This is a genomic window from uncultured Pontibacter sp. (assembly GCF_947502515.1).
Lineage (GTDB): Bacteria > Bacteroidota > Bacteroidia > Cytophagales > Hymenobacteraceae > Pontibacter.
In genome coordinates this window covers 962,645-981,160 of sequence record NZ_CANNAI010000002.1, presented here as the reverse complement: position 1 = coordinate 981,160, position 18,516 = coordinate 962,645, and the positions used below count along the sequence as shown (strand labels likewise).

Below are 18,516 nucleotides of genomic sequence, written 5' to 3'. Positions count from 1 at the left end.
CCTTTCTGTAAAACAGCAAGAGGCAGCCACATGATGACTGCCTCTTGCCTTATCTACAAAACCTTTCCCTATATATTACGAGGGTTGCCGGGCTTGTTACCCGGGTTGCGAAGGTCTTTGTCTTTGTCTAATTTGTCAATGTCCACATCAGTCTTGCGTACGGTACCTCTTACAGTTTCGTCACGCTGCTCTGTGTGCTTGTTGATCTTCACTTCTTCCACTACGCGGGCCTCTTTGTTCACTACAGGCACCTCAGCGCGTTCTGTAATGTTAATCTCTCCTTCCTTGAAGTTCTGGAAGTCGCGGTCTGTTGCAGGGCGGTTTACTTTGTTACGCTCTACATCAACATGTTCCTCACGCAAACGCAGATGTTCTTCTACCGGGCGCTCCACAATGCGGCTTCTCATGCGCACACCGCCACGTTCTACTTCACGTTTACCTACGTTCATACGCTCCTCCATAATCGGAATAGACTGGCTAGAGTCACCTGTTCGCCCGGTATTGGTCTGGGCTGTGCCCTGTGGTGGTCTGGCTGTACCGGCCTGAGGGTTATTCTGTGCCACATGCTCGTCTACATCCACTGCGCCACATGAGTCCAGTACTTCAGCGGCTTTCTCTGCCTGCTGGCGGGAATCGGCGTGTACCGTTACTACCCAACCTTTGCGGGCAGCCTGTGTATGTTTGTTTGCGTCGTCGTTCTGGCCAAACAAAGAGCCAAAGAAACCACTTACATTATCATTGTCTTTATCTCTGGTACTGCCTACTTGCCTCGCTGAAGCAGAGGCAGGATTCGCTATATCTACTTTATCGCGGCCGATATGATGCGTGCTCTCCAACTTCTGCACCGCAGCCTGTGCGTCTATACCTTCTTTAAAAATGCCTATTACCGTTTGTCGTTCCATAGTTATGTGTGTGTTAAGTTTCATATTAAGAGTGCTTATGCCTTCTTGAAGGCCCGGGGACTCGACTACCCGGTAAATGTTTTCTGTTAGTATGCTCAGTGGGAAATTTGTTCCCATTCTGTTCTTTAAAATCAAGGCCACAGTAGAACCTTGCGCCTGCCGGTCAATTAGCACTCTTCCTGCAAAATATTCCAAAAAGAGCTTCCAGGTTTTGAAGCACAAGGACGAGGATACTTTTTAATATAGTTAAATCTGAATTAACATTTCTCCTAGCCTGTTAAGCGAAAATTTCAAAATAATTTATATATAAATATTAATTTTCAAATAACCTGCTCTATGTTGGCCCTTTGTTTTTTTACGGCCTCAGTTGGGATTGGTTATTGGTTTTTCAAAATTACAGGAAGGCTAAATCCTATATTTAAACCTAGTGTTATTCAGATGCAAGCACAGAAAATGTGGATAGTATCAGGAAGGGCCACTATTGCGAAACGGTTTCGCGAGAAACAGGAGAGAGGAAGTTTGTAAAGGAAGCAGAGGTAAAATTTAGGATGGTCGGGTCTTATCTTACGGGCAGTCTTCGCTTCGCCTCCTCATCGGCCAGACTCATGAGGAGGGTATGTAATCTCTCCTGGAAATCCAGCAAGGTTTTCGGGCCACCTTCTTCCTGTTGTACTCGCTTTACTTCTTTGCCCGCTTCATAGAATGTGGTAATGGTGGAGGGCATGTCGCTCCAGTTGGTGAGGTACATGTCCTGCAGCGATGCATAGTTCAGCTTTGCTATGTCCTGGCGTATTCCGTCCAGTTGTTGGGGCGTGAGGGTGAAGGTCACTGTATCTGTAACGGGTACATGGCTATACCCGGTATAGCGTATGCTGCCATTCGCCAGAAAGGTGGCCTCATAGGAGGGGCAGGTGCCAAGGCAGGGTGTCTTCTGGAAATGCAGCAGTGGAGCATCCTGCGCCTGGGCACTACTTTTCTGCGCAGTACTGCAACTTGCCACCAGGATCAGTCCAAGTCCCAGACCTAATTTCAGCAGAAAGAGTAGTGTGTGCATGGCAGTTAGTTATCATTATTGCCCCTGAGGCAGTTTGCGAAACTTACCCTGTTCCAGTACATAGGCAGCTGGTTCGCAGTAAGGACAATCCACATAGTTGTGCGAAGAGTCCGGCGGGTTGACTATAAATATACGGCTGTCCGGGCTAAATTGTGCGCCTGTGCTGCTCTGTACCTTGTCAAGCACTTTCCCATCCTGCCGGTCCACCACATAGTGCTCCTGGCAGGTAGTGCCGCAGCCAACGGTTACCACGGTATACTGGCCGGCAAAGTTTATACCTTGTTTCAGGCCTTCCTGCAAGGCTGAGCGGTACTTCCGGGCTTCGGCATGGCTAGCTTCATCTAATGGAGCCAAGCGGCCCTGGTAAGTCTCCTGCACCCGAAACGCCTCGTCGCTCTGGTAAGCCTCCATACGCAGGCGGTAGCGCTGGTAAAGTTCCGGGTTCTCTTCTGATGTGATGGGCATGCGCACCGTGTCACGTTGCAGGTGCTCTTCCAGCTTAGGGTGTGTGCTGGCAATGGTCTTCTCTTCGTCTGTCTGTTGCTGACAGGCAGCTCCCAGTATGGCCACAAATGAAAGTGGCAGTAGGAGGTAGGGTAGTGTATTCTTTCGCATGTTTTTAATATAGGTATTGGGCTATACGCAAAGCAGCGAATATGGTCAACAAAAAAGCCCCGAACTGCTTCGGGGCTTCCTGTAAGGTATAGCACGTGAATGCTTATTTCTTGAGTTTCGGGTTGTTTTTGCGCTGCTGCTCTTTGTCGGCTGCGGCACGCATGGCCTCCTGCATACGCTCTGTGAAAGACGGACCGCCTGATTTCTTCTTCTCCTTGCGCTTGTCACGGTTCTCTTCCAGTTTCGCTCTGATCTTGCCTTCGTCCACGAACTTGCGGATAAGGGCCTGCTGACCGAATGTCACCATGTTTGATACGAAGTAGTAGAAAGAAAGGCCTGCCGGGAAGGAGTTCAGCACGAACATGAAGATGATCGGCATCAGGTAAGTATACATCTTCATCGGACCCTGCATTGTGTTCATCTGGTTGTTAGACCAGGTATAGAGGATCGTCGAGGCCGTCATGAGCAAGGTGAACATACTCACGTGGTCGCCATAGAAAGGTATAGTAAACGGCAGTCTGGCGAATACGTCATAGGTTGACAAGTCATCTGCCCAAAGGAAAGCCTCCTGACGCAACTCGATAGAATTCGGGAAGAAGTTGAACATCGCAAACAGGATCGGAATCTGCAAGAGCATCGGGATACAGCCGCTCAGCGGATTCACGCCCATTTCGCCATATAGCTTCATGGTTTCCATCTGCGTCTTCTGCATGTCGCCGTCGTTACGCTCCTTAATGGCATCGATCTCCGGCTTCAGCACCTTCATTTTCGCCATCGACAGGAAGGACTTGTAGGTCAGCGGGAACAGGATCAGCTTGATGTACAGTACCAGCAGGATGATGATGATGCCGTAGTTGCCGATGTAGTTTTCGAGGAAGTCAAAAGCCGGGATGATGATCCACTTGTTCACCCACGAGAAAATGCCCCAGCCCAGGTCAAGGTTCTTGTTGAACTCGTTGCCCATGTGCTTCAGGATCTTGTAGTCGTTTGGACCGAAGTAATAGGTAAACTCGCCTTTGCCGCTCAGCAGGTCAGCCGTCGGAATCAGGATCTGAGAGTTCAGGGTCTTTACTACAGAAGTATCAGCCGGGTTGGTCACCGCTTCCAGTTTAGCACCAGAGAAGGTGTTGGCAGCGATAATACCGGCCGTGAAGAAGTTCTGCTTGTTGGCCACCCACTTCATCGGCTCCGTGATCGTCTCTGTCTCCGTCCCTTCAGAGATAGACAGGTAGTCGAAGCTTTCGTCCGCTGTATAGTAATTGATGGTAGACTTGGCGCGGTTTTGCGTGATGTCTTTCTCAAGCTGCTTCAGGTTGTCGTTCCAGGTCATGGTCACGTTATCGCCGCTGATCTGGTTGTCAAGGCCTTTGAAATCCAGCTTGTAACCTACCTGAAAGCTATTGTCGAACAAGGTATAGATCTGATCAATGGTCTGGCCATTGCCCAGGTCAGCACGGTATGTGATGGTTTGAGCAGGAACTTCGCCAACGGTTACCGTCTGCGCTTCAGAAGGTGTGAAATACAGGTCTGACAGGCGGATGTTCTTGCCATCGTTTGTGGTGAACTGCACATCAGTCTGGCTGCTTTCGCGGTCGAACAGTACCAGGGTGTTGCCTCTGTAGTCTTTGTAATTCTTAAGGACCACTTCCTCTACCTGGCCACCTTTGCTGTTGAAGGTCACCACCATGTTTTGGTTCTCAAGGGTGGTGGTGCTGGCTTCACCGGTAGCGGCTGCACTGAAAGTGCCCAGCGCGGCGGCGCGGCGAACCTGTGCCAGCGAGTCGTCCTCGGCTACAGGAGCGGGTCCCGTCTGCACCTGCTCTACCTTGGCTGTCTGGTCAAATGCCGGAGTGTTGGCCTCTTCGTTCGTTCCCGAGAAGAAGAAGGAGTAAGCCAGCAGGAGCACGGCAATCAATCCAAAGCCAATAGCTTGATTTCTATCCATCTAATAAAAATAATAATGAGTGTTGGTTAATGCTTATTTAGATTTAGTGTAATTCATAGCCGCTTTCACAAACTTCACGAATAGCGGATGCGGATTCAGGACAGTACTCTTCAGTTCCGGGTGGTACTGTGCCGCCACAAACCACGGGTGGTTCTGCAGCTCGATCACTTCTACCAGGCCTGTGTCCGGGTTTATACCAGAGGCGACCATGCCGGCCTGCTCGTAATCAGCCAGGAACTTGTTGTTGAACTCGTAACGGTGACGGTGACGCTCCGAAATCTTGGACTTGCCATAAATAGAAAATGCTTTTGAGCCCTTCTTTAGTTCACAGGTATAGGCACCCAGTCGCATGGTGCCGCCCTTTTGTGTGATCTGCTTCTGGTCTTCCATCATGTCGATCACCGGGTATGGCGTGTTCGGATCCATCTCAGTAGAGGCGGCGCCCTCCAGTCCCAGCACGTTGCGGGCGAACTCCACGGCGGCACACTGCATACCCAGGCAGATGCCCAGGAACGGTATACCTGCTTCCCGCACAAAGCGGATCGCCTCCAGTTTACCTTTAAAGCCACGCTCCCCGAAGCCAGGGGCCACCAGCACACCGTCCATACCTTGCAGCAGGCCGGCTACGTTCTCATCGTTGATGTTCTCCGACTGGAACCACTTGATGCTCACTTTGCACTCGTTGGCGGCACCAGCATGAACGAATGATTCTACAATCGACTTGTAGGCATCCGGCAGCTCTACATACTTGCCTACCAGCCCTATTTTAACTTCAGCGGTAGGGTTTTTGAGTCGGCCCAGGAATTCTTTCCAGGTTTCGAGTTCCGGCTCACTTTTGTGTGGCAGCTTGAGTTTAGCGATCACGCGCTCGTCCAGCTTCTCCTTGCGCATCAGTAGCGGCACGTCGTATATCGTTTCCGCGTCGATTGACTCGATCACGGAGTTTTGCTTCACGTTACAGAACAAGGCAATCTTTTTGCGCAGGTCGGTAGGTATGTGGTGCTCTGAGCGGCAAACCAGGATGTCTGGCTGCACACCGGCCTCGGAGAGGTCACGCACCGAATGCTGTGTTGGTTTTGTCTTCAGTTCACCGGCTGCCTTCAAGTAGGGTACCAGCGTCAGGTGAATCACGCAGGTCTCGTTCACGCCCAATTCCCAGCGCAACTGACGCACGGCCTCAATAAACGGCAACGACTCAATATCACCCACGCAACCGCCGATCTCCGTGATCACGATGTCGTATTCACCGGACTCGCCTAAAAGGAGCATGCGGCGCTTGATCTCGTCTGTGATGTGGGGAATTACCTGTACTGTTTTGCCCAGATAGGCACCTTCACGCTCCTGCGTGATCACATTGTAGTAGATGCGGCCGGTGGTCACATTGTTTGCCTGCGAAGTAGGCACATTCAGGAAACGCTCGTAGTGGCCCAGGTCTAGGTCCGTCTCGGCGCCGTCTTCGGTCACGAAACATTCGCCATGCTCGTAGGGGTTGAGCGTGCCCGGGTCGATGTTGATATAAGGGTCGAATTTCTGGATTGTTACAGAGAAGCCCCTTGCCTGCAGCAACTTAGCAAGAGAAGCGGAGATGATACCTTTACCAAGAGAGGAGGTAACGCCTCCTGTAACAAAAATATATTTAGCAGCCATAAGTTAGGTTAAACTTTATGGGCTACAAAGGTACAAGATATATTTGATTTTGTGGCACGATGTCCCATTGTTCTGTCGATTGCATAGGATATCTTTCTTAACATTCAACAAATACTATAAATAAAAAGCCCCAGCCAAACTGGCCGGGGCTTTCTGTATCATACAAAAACAGGAAATTTAACTTTTCGGGTTCAGGATGTTGTCAATACGTACCAGTGCATCCTGCAAGTGGTACTTCGTCATGCTATCCTGCGTCTTCGGCAAAGAGGCTTTGATCTGGTTGCGCAGAGCAGTCAGCTCGCCGCGCACCATCGGACGGATATCCGACTGCGACATGTTCACCTGCGTGAAGCCCATGAAGGCACGTGCGCCGCTAGGAACTGAGCGCTGCTCTTCCTTCATCAGGTACTCCATACGATCCAGGTAGCCGCGCTGCAGGTTACGGCGGTACATATCCACCGTTTTGCCGCTGCCGATCTCAGACCACACGCCGTTGCGCAAGTCAGCCATCATCTCAGGCAAGGTATAGGTTTTGCTGCCCAATGCCGCCTGTGACTCCAGCAGGCGCTGCATACGGCCTGGCTCCAGTACATTGTTCAGGATGTTCACCTGCGCCGTACGGATGCGTTCCACAGCACCAGCTGATTCAATCTTACGCAGGATGTTCTGGTCCAGCATCCAGGTAGGAGTAGAGAAGCCCTGCTCGTTGATAAACTTCATGGCACGCTGCTGCTTCTCTTTCGGTACGGCAGCGTATACATCGCCCTTCTGGTCGTAGGTCTTGTAGTTCTCGTACACCCCGCCGACATTAGCCGTTACGTGGCCCATGTAGCGGTTCCACTGACCAAGCACCTGGGTATACATCTCCTGGAGGTCATCGTAGTTCTTGTTCTCCTCCTTCGTCCACTCCATCAGGTTTGGCATGATGCGCTTCAGGTTCAGGATGCCGTAGTGGCTGGCCAGCATGGCGTCATCGCCCAGGTCCTCGGTCTGTGAAGACGGGTCTACCGGATTACCTTGCTGACGGCCGAAGCGGTACATCGGGTCGTTTTCTTTCTCAAGAATCCATTTCGACAGCTTGGCTACGTTGTCATAACCGTTCATCTCCGGGAAGTAGGTATAGCCCCATCTTACCGCATGCTTGTCGTATACACCGATGCCTGGCATCAGGGCTACACCCTTGTCTTCCGGCTGCGCCACATAGTTGAAGCGGGCATAGTCCATGATAGAAGGGGCAGTACCCATTTCCTGCGTAAATTTCGCATCACGCAGCTTCTCCACCGGATAGGCGGCGCTGGAACCCATGTTGTGCGGAAGACCCAGGGTATGGCCTACCTCGTGGGCAGACACAAAACGGATCAGCTCACCCATCACTTCGTCCTTGAACTTCACGCTGCGGGCATCCGGGTTAATGGCGGCCGTCTGTACAAAATACCAGTTGCGTAGCAGGTTCATCACGTTGTGATACCAGCCGATGTGGCTTTCCAGGATCTCGCCTGAGCGCGGGTCGTGTACGTTCGGACCGTAGGCGTTCTGCGTTTCAGAAGAGAAGTAGCGGATTACAGAATAGCGCGCATCTTCGGTGCTGAACTCTGGATCTTCTTCCGGGGTAGGAGCGTCTTTTGCGATGATGGCATTCTTAAAACCAGCCGCCTCGAAGGCCTTGTTCCAGTCCTCCACACCTTGTTTCAGGTATGGGCGCCATTTCATTGGCGTGGCCGGGTCAATGTAATACACGATCGGCTTAACAGGCTCTACCAGTTCACCGCGGGCATAGGCCTCTTTGTCTTTCGGCTCCAGCTTCCAGCGCACAATGTAGCGGCGCTTGGCGGCACGCTGCTCGTCAGTACCGTAGTCGGTCTGCGACAGGGTAAAGTAACCTACACGCTCATCAAAACGACGGGCCGGCATCGGCACTTTCGGCAGCAGGAGCATGGAGTGGTTGAGTTCTACCGTGATCGTACCTGCATTGGAGTTGGCTGGCGGATCAGTCGCTTCGTAGGTCATCAATGAGCGGGCCTCTATGTTGAGCGGGAAGCTCTTGATACCCTCCACAAAAGAGCGCTTATCGTCCAGTTTCTTTACTTTGTGTGTTTCACGCTGGCGCTTGTTCAGACCGAGTGCCTGCACGTCTTTCGAGAAGAAGTCAGTTACCTCTACCACCGAAGCACCGTTGTTGAAGGCTTTGATGTCGAATGCCTGGATAACAGGAGCCAGGTTGGAGTTTTGCACGGAGTGGAAGATCTCCAGCGTGTCGCTGGCCACGTTCTGGTAAGAAATCAAGCGCAGCAAAATGCGGTTGCCTTTCTTCTCCCAGCGCAGCATCTGGCGGTTCAGTTCCTCACCACCATAACCCAGGTTGGTGGCGGTTTTGGCGATACGGCTCACCATCAGCATGTCGCGGTTCAGGAGCGTATCCGGAATTTCATAGAAGTACTTCTCGTCGATGCGGTGCACCTTGAAAAGGCCTTCGTCGGTCACGGCATTCGGGGTGATGACGCTGGCATAAGGTTTTACACCGTTATCGTCTTTTTTAACAGCCGGAGTAGCCTGCGTGGTGGTTACTTCCTGCTTGGCTTTTTTCTTGTTCTTCTTCTTTTCCTTGCTTTGGGCAAAGGCGGGAGGTGCTACAAGTGCACCAGCCAGAAGCAGTGTAGCCAGCCGGGCATAGCGTACATTTTTGCTCATAATGGGGTGAAAGATTAGGTTAGATTTGGATTAGTGTTTTACAATATACCTGTTTCAGATATTTGATAAAAGACTAGTCTGGAAAAGAATGGTTTAATCGCATCGCCCTGCTTATCTGAATTTGACAATTTGCATCAGAACAATGCTATAAAAGATAAACATATCACAGTAGAATGAGTAAAAAAATAAGATAGGCTATACCTCTTGTATACCTTGACCGGCTCTCTCACTATTAAGCATCTCGCAGCTTAAATTCGGCGTTCGTCGTCCTTGCTTTTGGTCTTTTTGTTAGCTCAATTTTATATAAACAGCATGCGAACATCACTTGTTATAGCTCTAGTATGTTGGCTCTTCTTTACTACCCATAGCCAGCATACGACCGCGCAGGGACATGCGACCAAACACGGTACCGTGAACCTGCAAACCTCTTGTGGGGATGAGGCGCAGCTGCATTTTGACACTGGTCTGGCACTCATGCACCACATGATGTATGAGCAGGCGGAACAGGAGTTTGCGGCTGCAGCTGAGGCCGCCCCGGATTGTGGCATGGCGCAGTGGGGCATCGCCATGAGCTATATTCACCCCCTTTGGGGTGAGCGACCCTCTGATGAGAACCTCCAAAAAGGGAAGGCAGCGTTGGATAAAGCCCTGCAGCAAGAGAACCTGAGCGCTAAAGAAAAAGCCTATATCAAGGCCGTATCCGGATTCTATGAAAACTGGGAAAATACCAGCTATACAGATCAACTGAAAGCTTTCGAGGATGGGTATAAACAGGTACATCAGGCGTATCCAGATGAGGTAGAGGCAGCCGCTTTTTATGCGCTGGGTCAGCTTGGCACAGCCCCGAAGACTGACAATACCTTTGCCAGACAGAAGGAAGCCGGTGCCTTGCTGGAGCAGCTGCATGACAGCAACCCAGACCATCCTGGGCTTTTCCATTACATCATCCATGCCTATGATAATCCCTTGCTGGCAAGCAAAGCCGTAAAAGTATCGCGGGAGTATGAGCGTATTGCTCCGGATGTACCGCACGCCCTGCACATGCCGAGTCACATTTTTATTCGCCTGGGGCAGTGGGCAGACGCCGTGGACTGGAACATACGTTCCGCTGATGCCGCGCTCCGGCAGTCTTCTGGCGCGGCCGTTTCCATGCACTATCCCCATGCGCTGGATTACATGGCTTATGGTTACCTGCAACAGGGGCGCGACAAAAAAGCACAAGAAGTAGTAAAGAAAATGCAGGCTGTTTCCGGCTATGCACCTGCGTTCGCGACGGCTTATGCTTTGGCGGCTATACCTGCACGCCATGCCCTGGAAAGGGGCAAGTGGGCAGAGGCTGCTGCTTTGCCTGTCCGGTCGCCTGAAAACTTCACTTGGTATAATTATCCCAGCGCTGAAGCGATCACCCACTTTGCCAGAGGTATAGGAGGTGCCCGGTCTGGAAATATCGCTGTGGCAGAAGAGGCCCTGGTAGCACTGGATAAACTGCGGACTCAGCTGAGCGGCTCAGGAGACACTTACTGGGCAGCACAAGCCGAAGCCCAACACCTGGCTGTGCGGGCATGGTTGGAGTTTAAAAAAGGAGATAAGAACAAGGCGTTGACCATGATGCGGGAAGCGGCTGACAAGGAGGATGCACTGGACAAACACCCGGTAACACCAGGCGCTGTTCTTCCCGCCAGAGAGCTGTTGGGTGACATGCTTTTGCTTAGTAAAAAGCCAGCAGAAGCCATGCAGGCCTATGAAGCCAGTCTGAAGGTATCGCCTAAACGATATAACAGTCTCTACGGAGCGGGCCTTGCTGCTGAAAAATCCAAAGACAAGCAAAAGGCCAAACGCTACTATTCAGAACTACTGGAAATCTCCCCCGAGGCCGATGGGGACCGTGAAAGCTGGGTGCTGGCCAAAAAATACGTTGCCAAGAAGTAAGGCACGCTAGAACTCCAGCGTCAGCTGGTAGCCCTCCATTTTGTCGTGCTGGTAGAGGAGGGAGGAAGCGGTTATACCTAACAGTCGCACCGGATAGGCCGGCAGTTGAGGCGTGCGCAACAGGTCGCGGGCGATCGTAAAGATGGCGTCCGCTGACTTGATCTCACCCAGAAAAGTCTTACTGCGGGTGGTCTGGTTGAAGTCGAAGTATTTGATCTTGACCGTGATGGTTTTGGCCGTGGTCTGCAGTCGCTCCATGTCATGCGCCACTTCTTTGGCCAGTCTTTCCAGCTCCGGCAGCATAACTTCCTCCTCGGTCAGGTCCACTTCAAAGGTGCGCTCAGAGCCGATGGACTTACGAATGCGGTGCGGCTGTACCTCCCGTTCGTCCTGTGCACGGGCAATGCGGTAGTAGTAGCGCCCCGTCTTGCCAAAGTGCCGGACCAGTTCCTCTTCGCTGCGCTCCCGCAAGTCGGCGCCGGTGAGGATGCCCATGCTCTGCAATTTGGCTGCCGTTACTTTCCCGATGCCATAGAATTTCTCGATCGCCAGTGCCGCCACGATGTCCTCCGCCTTGTCCGGCGTGATCAGTGTGAAGCCGTTTGGCTTGTTCATGTCCGAGGCGATCTTAGCCAGAAACTTATTGAAGGACACCCCGGCCGAGGCGGTTAGGCCTGTTTCCTCATGAATTTTTGCTCGGATTTCATTGGCGATGATCGTAGCGGAAGGCATGCCGATCTTGTTTTCAGTCACGTCTAGGTAGGCCTCGTCGAGTGAGAGCGGCTCCACCAGATCGGTATAGGAATAAAAGATCTCGCGTATCTGGCGCGATACGGCGCTGTATACCTCAAAGCGGGGCTTCACGAATATCAGCTGCGGGCAGCGCTGTGCCGCGATCTTGGAGGCAAGGGCAGAGTGCACGCCAAACTTTCTGGCCTCGTAACTAGCTGCCGCCACCACGCCCCGAGCCCGTGAACCACCCACCGCCACAGGCTTGCCGCGCAACTCGGGGTTGTCGCGTTGCTCCACGGAAGCGAAAAAGGCGTCCATGTCGATGTGGATGATCTTGCGGATAGGCATGGCTACAAAGATAAGAGTTTAGGAGTTGGGGAGTTTGAGAGTTGAGGAGTAAAAGTTTGAAGCGACGTCACATTTTGACTTCGTATACCTGTTAGGGGTATTGTTGAGCCTCGTGATGTTAATCCGTATTCATTTCAGTTTTGCTGGAGCATCAATCAATGATAGAGTGACCTACCCGAAACATGCCTGAAGTCAATCCAAGAGCATTTTTATACCTGCTGTATTTCCCTTTCATCTAAAGGACAATTCCATTGCGGCAATAAACACGTACAGGTATACAGGATGCATAAAACAGACATGACAACATGGACACTACTGGACTTTATTGGCAATACCCCTTTGGTGGAGTTAAGGAATATATCTCCAAACCCAAATGTAAAACTACTGGCCAAACTGGAGGGAAATAACCCCGGTGGGAGCGTGAAGGACCGTGCGGCCTATGGTATGATCAAGGGAGCGCTGGATAGGGGAGAACTGACAAAAGGAACCAAGCTGATCGAAGCCACCAGTGGCAATACAGGTATAGCACTGGCCATGATCGCGCAGTTGTTCGGCGTGGAGATTGAGTTGGTGATGCCCGCCAGCGCCACGCCCGAACGGGTAAAAACCATGGAGGCCTATGGCGCGAAAGTAACGCTGACCCCAGCCGAGGGCTCCATGGAAGCAGCCATAGACTATGTGCGCGACAAAGAGTCGAAAGGCGGCTACTTTGTGCTCAACCAGTTCGGCAACCCGGACAACTACGGCGCTCATTACCGCAGCACCGGCCCGGAGATTTGGCGCGACACCGAGGGGGCAGTCACGCATTTTGTGTCGGCTATGGGCACGACCGGCACTATCATGGGAGTATCCCGTTACCTGAAAGAGCAAAACCCGGCCGTGCAGATCGTGGGCACCCAGCCCGTAGAAGGCTCCCAGATTCCCGGTATCCGGCGCTGGCCACAGGCGTACCTGCCCAAAATATTCGAACGGGAGCGGGTCGACCGCATACTGGACGTATCGCAGCAGGAGGCAACTGCCATGACCCGCCGACTGGCCCGGGAAGAGGGCGTGTTTGCAGGTATGAGCAGCGGAGGCGCAGTGGCAGCGGCAACCCGGCTGATCTCCGAACTGGAGGAGGGCGTGGTCGTCTGTATTATCTGTGACCGGGGCGATCGCTACCTGTCCTCTGAGCTGTTCAGCTAAAACAATGTCCAGCTAAATCAGGTTAAAAGAATTGACTCTAAACCATCTAAATAGCATAAACTATGAAAGTATTATTTGTTTTGACCTCACACGACCAACTAGGTGACACCGGCAAAAAGACCGGTTTCTGGATTGAGGAGTTTGCCGCTCCTTATTACACACTGGCTGATGCCGGCGTGCAGGTTGATCTGGTTTCGCCGAAAGGCGGACAGCCGCCAATCGATCCGAAAAGCACGGAGCCTGATGCACAGACGGAGGCAACCAGGCGTTTTTACGAAGACGATGACCTGCAACATAAACTCTCCCGCACCAGGAAGCTTAGCGAAGTGCGTGCCGAGGACTACGATGCCGTGTTTTACCCGGGTGGGCACGGACCTCTGTGGGATCTGGCAAACGACCGCGAATCCATCCGTCTGATCGAGGAGTTTACGAAGCAGCAGAAACCAGTGGCGGCTGTGTGTCATGGTCCGGCCGTACTGGCCGAAGCCAAGGCGCCGAATGGCGAACCATTGGTAAAAGGCAAAAAAGTAGCTGGCTTCACCAATACCGAAGAGGAGGCCGTGCAGCTAACGAATATTGTGCCTTTCCTGGTGGAGGATAGGCTGAAAGAACTGGGCGGAGATTACTCCAAGGCAGACGATTGGCAGCCGTACGTAGTAACCGATGGGCTGCTGATCACGGGGCAGAATCCGGCTTCATCCGAACCAGCGGCAGAAACACTACTCAAGCTACTAAAAAAAGAGAAAGCGGCTTAATCGGGTAAGTATCCGTATACCTTACTATCAGTGTAGCGTGAAAATCCCACCCAATCCAGCTTTGGAAACGGTGGGATTTTTATGTTAAGCATAGCGGGAACATCAAGCTATCCGAAACAATCTGATAGGGGTTAGGGTAATTGATGTATATACATTATTTTGCGGTCGATCTAGATTTAACCTTATGCGAAAGATAAAGAAGTTACATAAAGCAGTATATGCGCCCATGGATGATCTGGTAACCTACCGGGCTATACCTACGCGCGAAGTGGAATACATCGATCCTTTCCTTTTCCTGAACCACCATGGACCGCAGGTATACAAGGCCGGCAACAGGGGGTTGCCTTTCGGTCCACACCCGCACCGTGGTTTCGAAACACTGACCTTTATACTCGATGGCGACATCATGCACCAGGATACGGGCGGTGGAAAGGATATCATTGAGGCTGGTGGCGTGCAGTGGATGACAGCCGGTAGCGGCCTGATCCATGCAGAGGTGTCATCGGATAAATTCAAGAAGGAGGGAGGGCCACTGGAGATCCTCCAGCTGTGGTTCAACCTGCCTGCCCAGCACAAAATGACTGCACCAAAGTACATTGGGCTGCAGAAAGACAAAATTCCGGTAGTAGAACTTGACAATGGCAAGGTGCGGGTAAACGTGATCTCAGGCAGCTGGGGGGAGGTGCAGGCGCCTATCCAGAATCTAAGCGACATACATATCGTGAGCATTGAGCTGCAGAAAGGCGGAGAGTTCGTCTGCAACATCCCTGCGGAGCGCAACATCTTCTTCTATGTAGTGCGCGGCACCGTGAAGGTAAACGGGCAGACGGCTGAGAAACTTACCTTGGTAGAATTTGATAATGAAGGCAAGGAAGTGAAAGTCGAGGCTACCGAAGATGCTTATATTCTCTTCGGTCATGCTCAGCCGTTCAACGAACCCGTCGTTTCACACGGACCATTTGTGATGAACACCGAAGAAGAGATTCACCAGGCCTTCCGCGACTACCAGATGGGTAAAATGGGAACCTGGGATTAGTGAGTTGGAGACCCGCGTATGCCGACACACGGGGATTAGGTAATCCGAAAGAGCCATTTGCTTAAGTTGACAGCATTGGGTCGCGACCTGTCCAATCGTGCACCAAATTTCCACCAGCCACGACTTATCAAAAAAAGCCCTCTTTCCCGAATGGGAAGAGGGCTTGTCAGGTATAAAATCAGCTAATTTCTTAGCATTCAAGCTTTATCTGCCGCGCTTTGGGCCACCACCTTTCGGGGCATCACCGCGCTTGCCACCACTTTTTGGAGCTGCGCTTCTGCCGGGTGCTGATTTTGGAGAGCCTTTAAAGCTACCACCCCGTGTGCTCTTGCCCGGGCTGCCAGCGCCGTCTCTGGAAGTGCCTGTTCTTTTAAAGCCATCTCTTGAAGCGTCTGCTCTTCTGGCACCATCACTTCCTTTTGATGAAGAAGATCCGGGTCTGCCACCTCTTGCCGGACCTTGTCCTGCACCTGTTCTGGCATTCGTGCCCGAAGCACCGTCTCTGGATGAAGAGGCACTACCAGTACCACTTCTTGCTCCGGACCGTTCACCTCGTGCCGGTCTGTCGTAGCTGCTTTCAGAAGTTTTTCGGCTGCTTGTCCCCTTGCCGCCGGGTACGAGGCTGGTCAGGCTGTTAACCTCCTGTGGCGTAAGTACACGCCAGTGACCGGATGGCAATTTGGCGAGCGAAAACTCACCGAAACGAACACGCTGTAGGTGCATCACCTTATAGCCAAGGCTCTCACACATGCGCTTCAGGTAGTGGTCAGTGCCCGGTTTCAGCGTAATGCGGAAGCGCGTTTGGGTTTCTTTTGATACTGAGTTGTTTAGCCGTTCTTCGCCCGGCACAGGCGCGCCGCCACCGCTTATTTTCTGCAGGAAATCAGCCGTGATCATCTTGTCCACAGTTACGATATACTCCTTCTCGTATCTGTTGTCGGCACGCTTCACGCCACGCACAAAGTCGCCGTCGTTGCTGAGGAAGATGATGCCCTCCGCTTCACGCTCCAGCATGGCGGTTGGCTCCAGTGTAGCCGGGAAATTGATGGCTCGCACCACATTGTCGCGCACCGCCATATCCGAGGTGGCCGACATGTTGGCTGGTTTGTTGAAGATCAGGTAAACGGGCTGTTCCTGTTTCACACGCAGCATCTCGTCGTCGATGCGCACCTTGTCTTTCGGCGTTACTTTCATGCCGGGGTCGGTCGGTATTTTCCCGTTCACCGTCACGCGGCCCTGCTCTATCAGCTCGTCTGCATCGCGACGGGAGCAAAAGCCCGAGTCGCTGATGAATTTATTCAGTCTTTTTGGTTCCATGTTGTTCGTGGCGTTCGTGTTGCTGTAAGTCAGCACCATATTTTACGCCAATCCTGTAATAAGAAGCAAAATTACGGGAAAATATAGCTTTACCTAAGCTTTGCCTCAACTGTAAGAATCAACACTATGCCGAACAGATAGGACTACTCGTTTTCAAGTGCATAAGATGATTGGCGCATAGAAAGGGCAAAGCCGATCACGCAGCCGACCAGCGCCGGTACGATCCAGCCCATACCCAGACTGTAAAGCGGCAGGTAACGCGCGAAGACATCGCTGATGCCTAATTCAAATCCTGCGGCGCCCAGTCCCTCTACCACACTCACGATACCTGTCAGCAGCACCGACCAGGTATAGATCGCATTGCGGTTGCGGAGCAGGGGGCCAAACAGAGTCAGGGTAATCAGGACGATTACGATCGGGTAGATCGCCACCAGTACAGGTATAGAGAAAGAGATGATCTGCGTCAGACCCACGTTTGAGATCAGTGCGCTCACCAGCGTGAGTCCCAGCACATACTGCTTGTACGATATAGAAGGGCGCAGCTTATTGAAATAGCTGGAGCAGGCCACGATCAGGCCGATGCTGGTAGTAAGGCAGGCAAAGGTAATGGCTACGCTCAGAATCAGGCTGCCAGAGAGTCCGAACTGCAGACTGGAGATCTGGCTGATGATCAGGCCGCCGTTTTCCAGATGTCCGATCGCCTGCACACTCGTTGCTCCGGAGTAAGCCAGTCCGACATACACCAGGCCAAGTCCGGCCGCCGCTATCAGGCCAGCTGTGGTGCAGACTTTGGCTATTTGCTTTGGGCTGTCTACTCCTTTGGAGCGTATAGCATTGATCACAATCAAACCGAATACAAAAGAACCAATGGTGTCCATGGTCAGGTAGCCTTCCTGGAAGCCCTTGAAGAAAGGGGCTGTTTCGTAGGCTGCCAACGGAGCTGTAATCTCACCTAGCGGTGAAAAAATATTCTGGAGCAGCAGGGCAGCCAGGATTAGCAACAGCACCGGCGTGAGAATTTTGCCGATGCGATCCACGACCTTACCCGGGTTCAGAGCCAGCAAGTAAGTGACAGTGAAGAATACCACAGAATAGAGCAGCATACCCCATCCCGTTGTTTTCAGTCCCTCTGGCAGGAAAGGTGCTATACCTATTTCATATGATACTGTGCCCGTTCGGGGTACGGCAAACAATGGTCCGATGGTCAGGTAGATGATAACCGGAAACAATAGTCCAAACAGGGGGTGTACCTTAGCCGAAATGGACTGCACGTCTTCATTTTTAGACATGCCGATCGCTATAACGCCCAGCAGCGGAAGCCCTACGCCTGTCATCAGAAAGCCGATAATAGCAGGTGTAAGTTCAGTGCCGGCGGCCTGACCCAATGATAAAGGAAAAATGAGATTGCCCGCGCCGAAGAAGATGGCGAATAGCATTAAGCCAATGAAAAATGTTTCTTTAAAAGAAAGTGTTCCTGCTTTCACAATATTTTACGTTCAGTGAGAGGATGTATTGAATCTAACTGCAAGTAAATATCCAACTCGCCAAAATCCTACATTTATCTTGTGTTTAGTCAGAAGAGTGGGCTTACTATAATTGTGATCATTAAAAATGACAGAGATCTGAATATTAGCTTATATTGCTAATGCTATATGTGATGGAGCGATATCATCTATATACAGACTTCCAATATACTTCTTACTCTTACATGAATAAACCTCTACTTCTGCTTTTATTTTGGTTCTTTTCGCTAAATCTGCAGGCCCAGATCCAATGGGGACATCAGGTCGGGTCAACGGGGATGAATGCCATTGAGAACCACATCGTTGATAAAGACGGCAACATCATTTCGGTGGGGCATTTTGAGGGAACCATCACCATCGGCAACCATACCCTTACCAGCTTAGAGAATACAGACATGTTTATGTACAAAGCAAACCCAGCGGGGCAGGTGCTTTGGGCGAAAACATTGGGTGGCCCGCAAAATGATGGCGCCATTGGCGTGGCGACAGATAAGAATGGTAACATCTATGTGGGCGGCGTATTTATAGAGGAACTGCTTATAGATGGCAAGGTCGTATTGAAGGGCTAAGGTGTATTTAACACTTTCATCGGCAAATTTGATACGAACGGAAAGCTACTATGGTCTAAGGGGGGCCTCTATGAAGCCATTTAAGTAGTATTGTGAGAATTGAATTAAACTGGTAATAAATTCTTAGCTAACCTGTTTGCTTGAAATTTATTCTGATGAAGAAGTGGTTGATTATGTGAGCTTTATTTTTTTCCTGAAACCAGTCGTTATACCTTAGTAGTTTTTGTTTGAAACCATTTTTGACCGTCCAACCTTATATAAGCAATTACCC

General features: G+C 51.5%; 14 protein-coding genes. 5 read left to right on the top strand and 9 right to left on the bottom strand.

Annotated elements, in window-relative coordinates; genetic code table 11:
• Positions 1–68: 68 nt before the first annotated feature.
• The 6 genes from Q1A54_RS08950 to Q1A54_RS08925 form a co-directional block, all read right to left on the bottom strand.
• Positions 69–902: a YsnF/AvaK domain-containing protein gene (locus Q1A54_RS08950; protein WP_299986863.1), complete on the bottom strand. Its 834-nt coding sequence runs from the start codon at positions 900–902 to the stop codon at positions 69–71.
• Between the two features lie 559 nt (positions 903–1,461).
• Entirely contained in the window at positions 1,462–1,956 is a 495-nt protein-coding gene (locus tag Q1A54_RS08945; protein WP_299986861.1) for a DUF6438 domain-containing protein, read from the bottom strand.
• Positions 1,957–1,971: 15 nt separating this feature from the next.
• On the bottom strand, positions 1,972–2,571 hold the full coding sequence (locus tag Q1A54_RS08940; RefSeq protein WP_299986859.1) for a hypothetical protein: 600 nt from the start codon (positions 2,569–2,571) through the stop codon (positions 1,972–1,974).
• Between the two features lie 103 nt (positions 2,572–2,674).
• Entirely contained in the window at positions 2,675–4,516 is a 1,842-nt protein-coding gene (yidC, locus tag Q1A54_RS08935) for a membrane protein insertase YidC (RefSeq protein WP_299986857.1), read from the bottom strand.
• 33 nt (positions 4,517–4,549) lie between these two features.
• On the bottom strand, positions 4,550–6,163 hold the full coding sequence (locus Q1A54_RS08930) for a CTP synthase (RefSeq protein ID WP_299986856.1): 1,614 nt from the start codon (positions 6,161–6,163) through the stop codon (positions 4,550–4,552).
• Between the two features lie 177 nt (positions 6,164–6,340).
• Positions 6,341–8,851, bottom strand: a complete 2,511-nt coding sequence (locus tag Q1A54_RS08925) for a zinc-dependent metalloprotease (protein ID WP_196119474.1) — start codon at positions 8,849–8,851, stop codon at positions 6,341–6,343.
• 312 nt (positions 8,852–9,163) lie between these two features.
• Between Q1A54_RS08925 and Q1A54_RS08920 the strand changes: the two genes are divergently transcribed.
• Positions 9,164–10,780, top strand: a complete 1,617-nt coding sequence (locus Q1A54_RS08920) for a hypothetical protein (RefSeq protein ID WP_299986853.1) — start codon at positions 9,164–9,166, stop codon at positions 10,778–10,780.
• 6 nt (positions 10,781–10,786) lie between these two features.
• On the opposite strand, the gene dinB is transcribed toward Q1A54_RS08920, so the two are convergent.
• Entirely contained in the window at positions 10,787–11,860 is a 1,074-nt protein-coding gene (gene dinB / locus Q1A54_RS08915; RefSeq protein WP_299986851.1) for a DNA polymerase IV, read from the bottom strand.
• 297 nt (positions 11,861–12,157) lie between these two features.
• Here dinB and cysM point away from each other — a divergent pair, with 297 nt between their 5' ends.
• The 3 genes from cysM to Q1A54_RS08900 all read left to right on the top strand — a co-directional run bounded on the left by cysM (position 12,158) and on the right by Q1A54_RS08900 (position 14,836).
• Complete coding sequence (gene cysM / locus Q1A54_RS08910; RefSeq protein WP_299986849.1) at positions 12,158–13,045, top strand: cysteine synthase CysM; 888 nt, start codon at positions 12,158–12,160, stop codon at positions 13,043–13,045.
• A gap of 62 nt (positions 13,046–13,107) precedes the next feature.
• Positions 13,108–13,800, top strand: a complete 693-nt coding sequence (locus Q1A54_RS08905; RefSeq protein ID WP_299986847.1) for a type 1 glutamine amidotransferase domain-containing protein — start codon at positions 13,108–13,110, stop codon at positions 13,798–13,800.
• Positions 13,801–13,984: 184 nt separating this feature from the next.
• Entirely contained in the window at positions 13,985–14,836 is an 852-nt protein-coding gene (locus tag Q1A54_RS08900) for a pirin family protein (protein WP_299986845.1), read from the top strand.
• Between the two features lie 204 nt (positions 14,837–15,040).
• On the opposite strand, the gene Q1A54_RS08895 is transcribed toward Q1A54_RS08900, so the two are convergent.
• Together Q1A54_RS08895 and brnQ are read right to left on the bottom strand one after the other, a co-directional pair.
• A complete protein-coding gene (locus tag Q1A54_RS08895; protein WP_299986843.1) occupies positions 15,041–16,153 on the bottom strand; it encodes a S4 domain-containing protein in 1,113 nt (370 codons plus the stop codon).
• A gap of 143 nt (positions 16,154–16,296) precedes the next feature.
• Entirely contained in the window at positions 16,297–17,637 is a 1,341-nt protein-coding gene (brnQ, locus tag Q1A54_RS08890; protein ID WP_299986841.1) for a branched-chain amino acid transport system II carrier protein, read from the bottom strand.
• A 224-nt stretch (positions 17,638–17,861) separates the two neighbouring features.
• On the opposite strand from brnQ, the gene Q1A54_RS08885 reads away from it, so the two are divergent.
• Positions 17,862–18,245, top strand: a complete 384-nt coding sequence (locus Q1A54_RS08885) for an SBBP repeat-containing protein (RefSeq protein WP_299986839.1) — start codon at positions 17,862–17,864, stop codon at positions 18,243–18,245.
• Positions 18,246–18,516: the final 271 nt, after the last annotated feature.

What these genes read in the sequence shown, in the direction of transcription:
- Q1A54_RS08895 (WP_299986843.1), bottom strand. Translation starts at nt 16,153, where the DNA reads ATGGAACCAAAAAGACTGAATAAATTCATCAGCGACTCGGGCTTTTGC.
- Q1A54_RS08925 (WP_196119474.1), bottom strand. Translation starts at nt 8,851, where the DNA reads ATGAGCAAAAATGTACGCTATGCCCGGCTGGCTACACTGCTTCTGGCT.
- Q1A54_RS08930 (WP_299986856.1), bottom strand. Translation starts at nt 6,163, where the DNA reads ATGGCTGCTAAATATATTTTTGTTACAGGAGGCGTTACCTCCTCTCTT.
- Q1A54_RS08885 (WP_299986839.1), top strand. Translation starts at nt 17,862, where the DNA reads ATGAATAAACCTCTACTTCTGCTTTTATTTTGGTTCTTTTCGCTAAAT.
- dinB (WP_299986851.1), bottom strand. Translation starts at nt 11,860, where the DNA reads ATGCCTATCCGCAAGATCATCCACATCGACATGGACGCCTTTTTCGCT.
- Q1A54_RS08940 (WP_299986859.1), bottom strand. Translation starts at nt 2,571, where the DNA reads ATGCGAAAGAATACACTACCCTACCTCCTACTGCCACTTTCATTTGTG.
- Q1A54_RS08900 (WP_299986845.1), top strand. Translation starts at nt 13,985, where the DNA reads ATGCGAAAGATAAAGAAGTTACATAAAGCAGTATATGCGCCCATGGAT.
- Q1A54_RS08945 (WP_299986861.1), bottom strand. Translation starts at nt 1,956, where the DNA reads ATGCACACACTACTCTTTCTGCTGAAATTAGGTCTGGGACTTGGACTG.
- Q1A54_RS08920 (WP_299986853.1), top strand. Translation starts at nt 9,164, where the DNA reads ATGCGAACATCACTTGTTATAGCTCTAGTATGTTGGCTCTTCTTTACT.
- cysM (WP_299986849.1), top strand. Translation starts at nt 12,158, where the DNA reads ATGACAACATGGACACTACTGGACTTTATTGGCAATACCCCTTTGGTG.
- Q1A54_RS08950 (WP_299986863.1), bottom strand. Translation starts at nt 902, where the DNA reads ATGGAACGACAAACGGTAATAGGCATTTTTAAAGAAGGTATAGACGCA.
- yidC (WP_299986857.1), bottom strand. Translation starts at nt 4,516, where the DNA reads ATGGATAGAAATCAAGCTATTGGCTTTGGATTGATTGCCGTGCTCCTG.
- Q1A54_RS08905 (WP_299986847.1), top strand. Translation starts at nt 13,108, where the DNA reads ATGAAAGTATTATTTGTTTTGACCTCACACGACCAACTAGGTGACACC.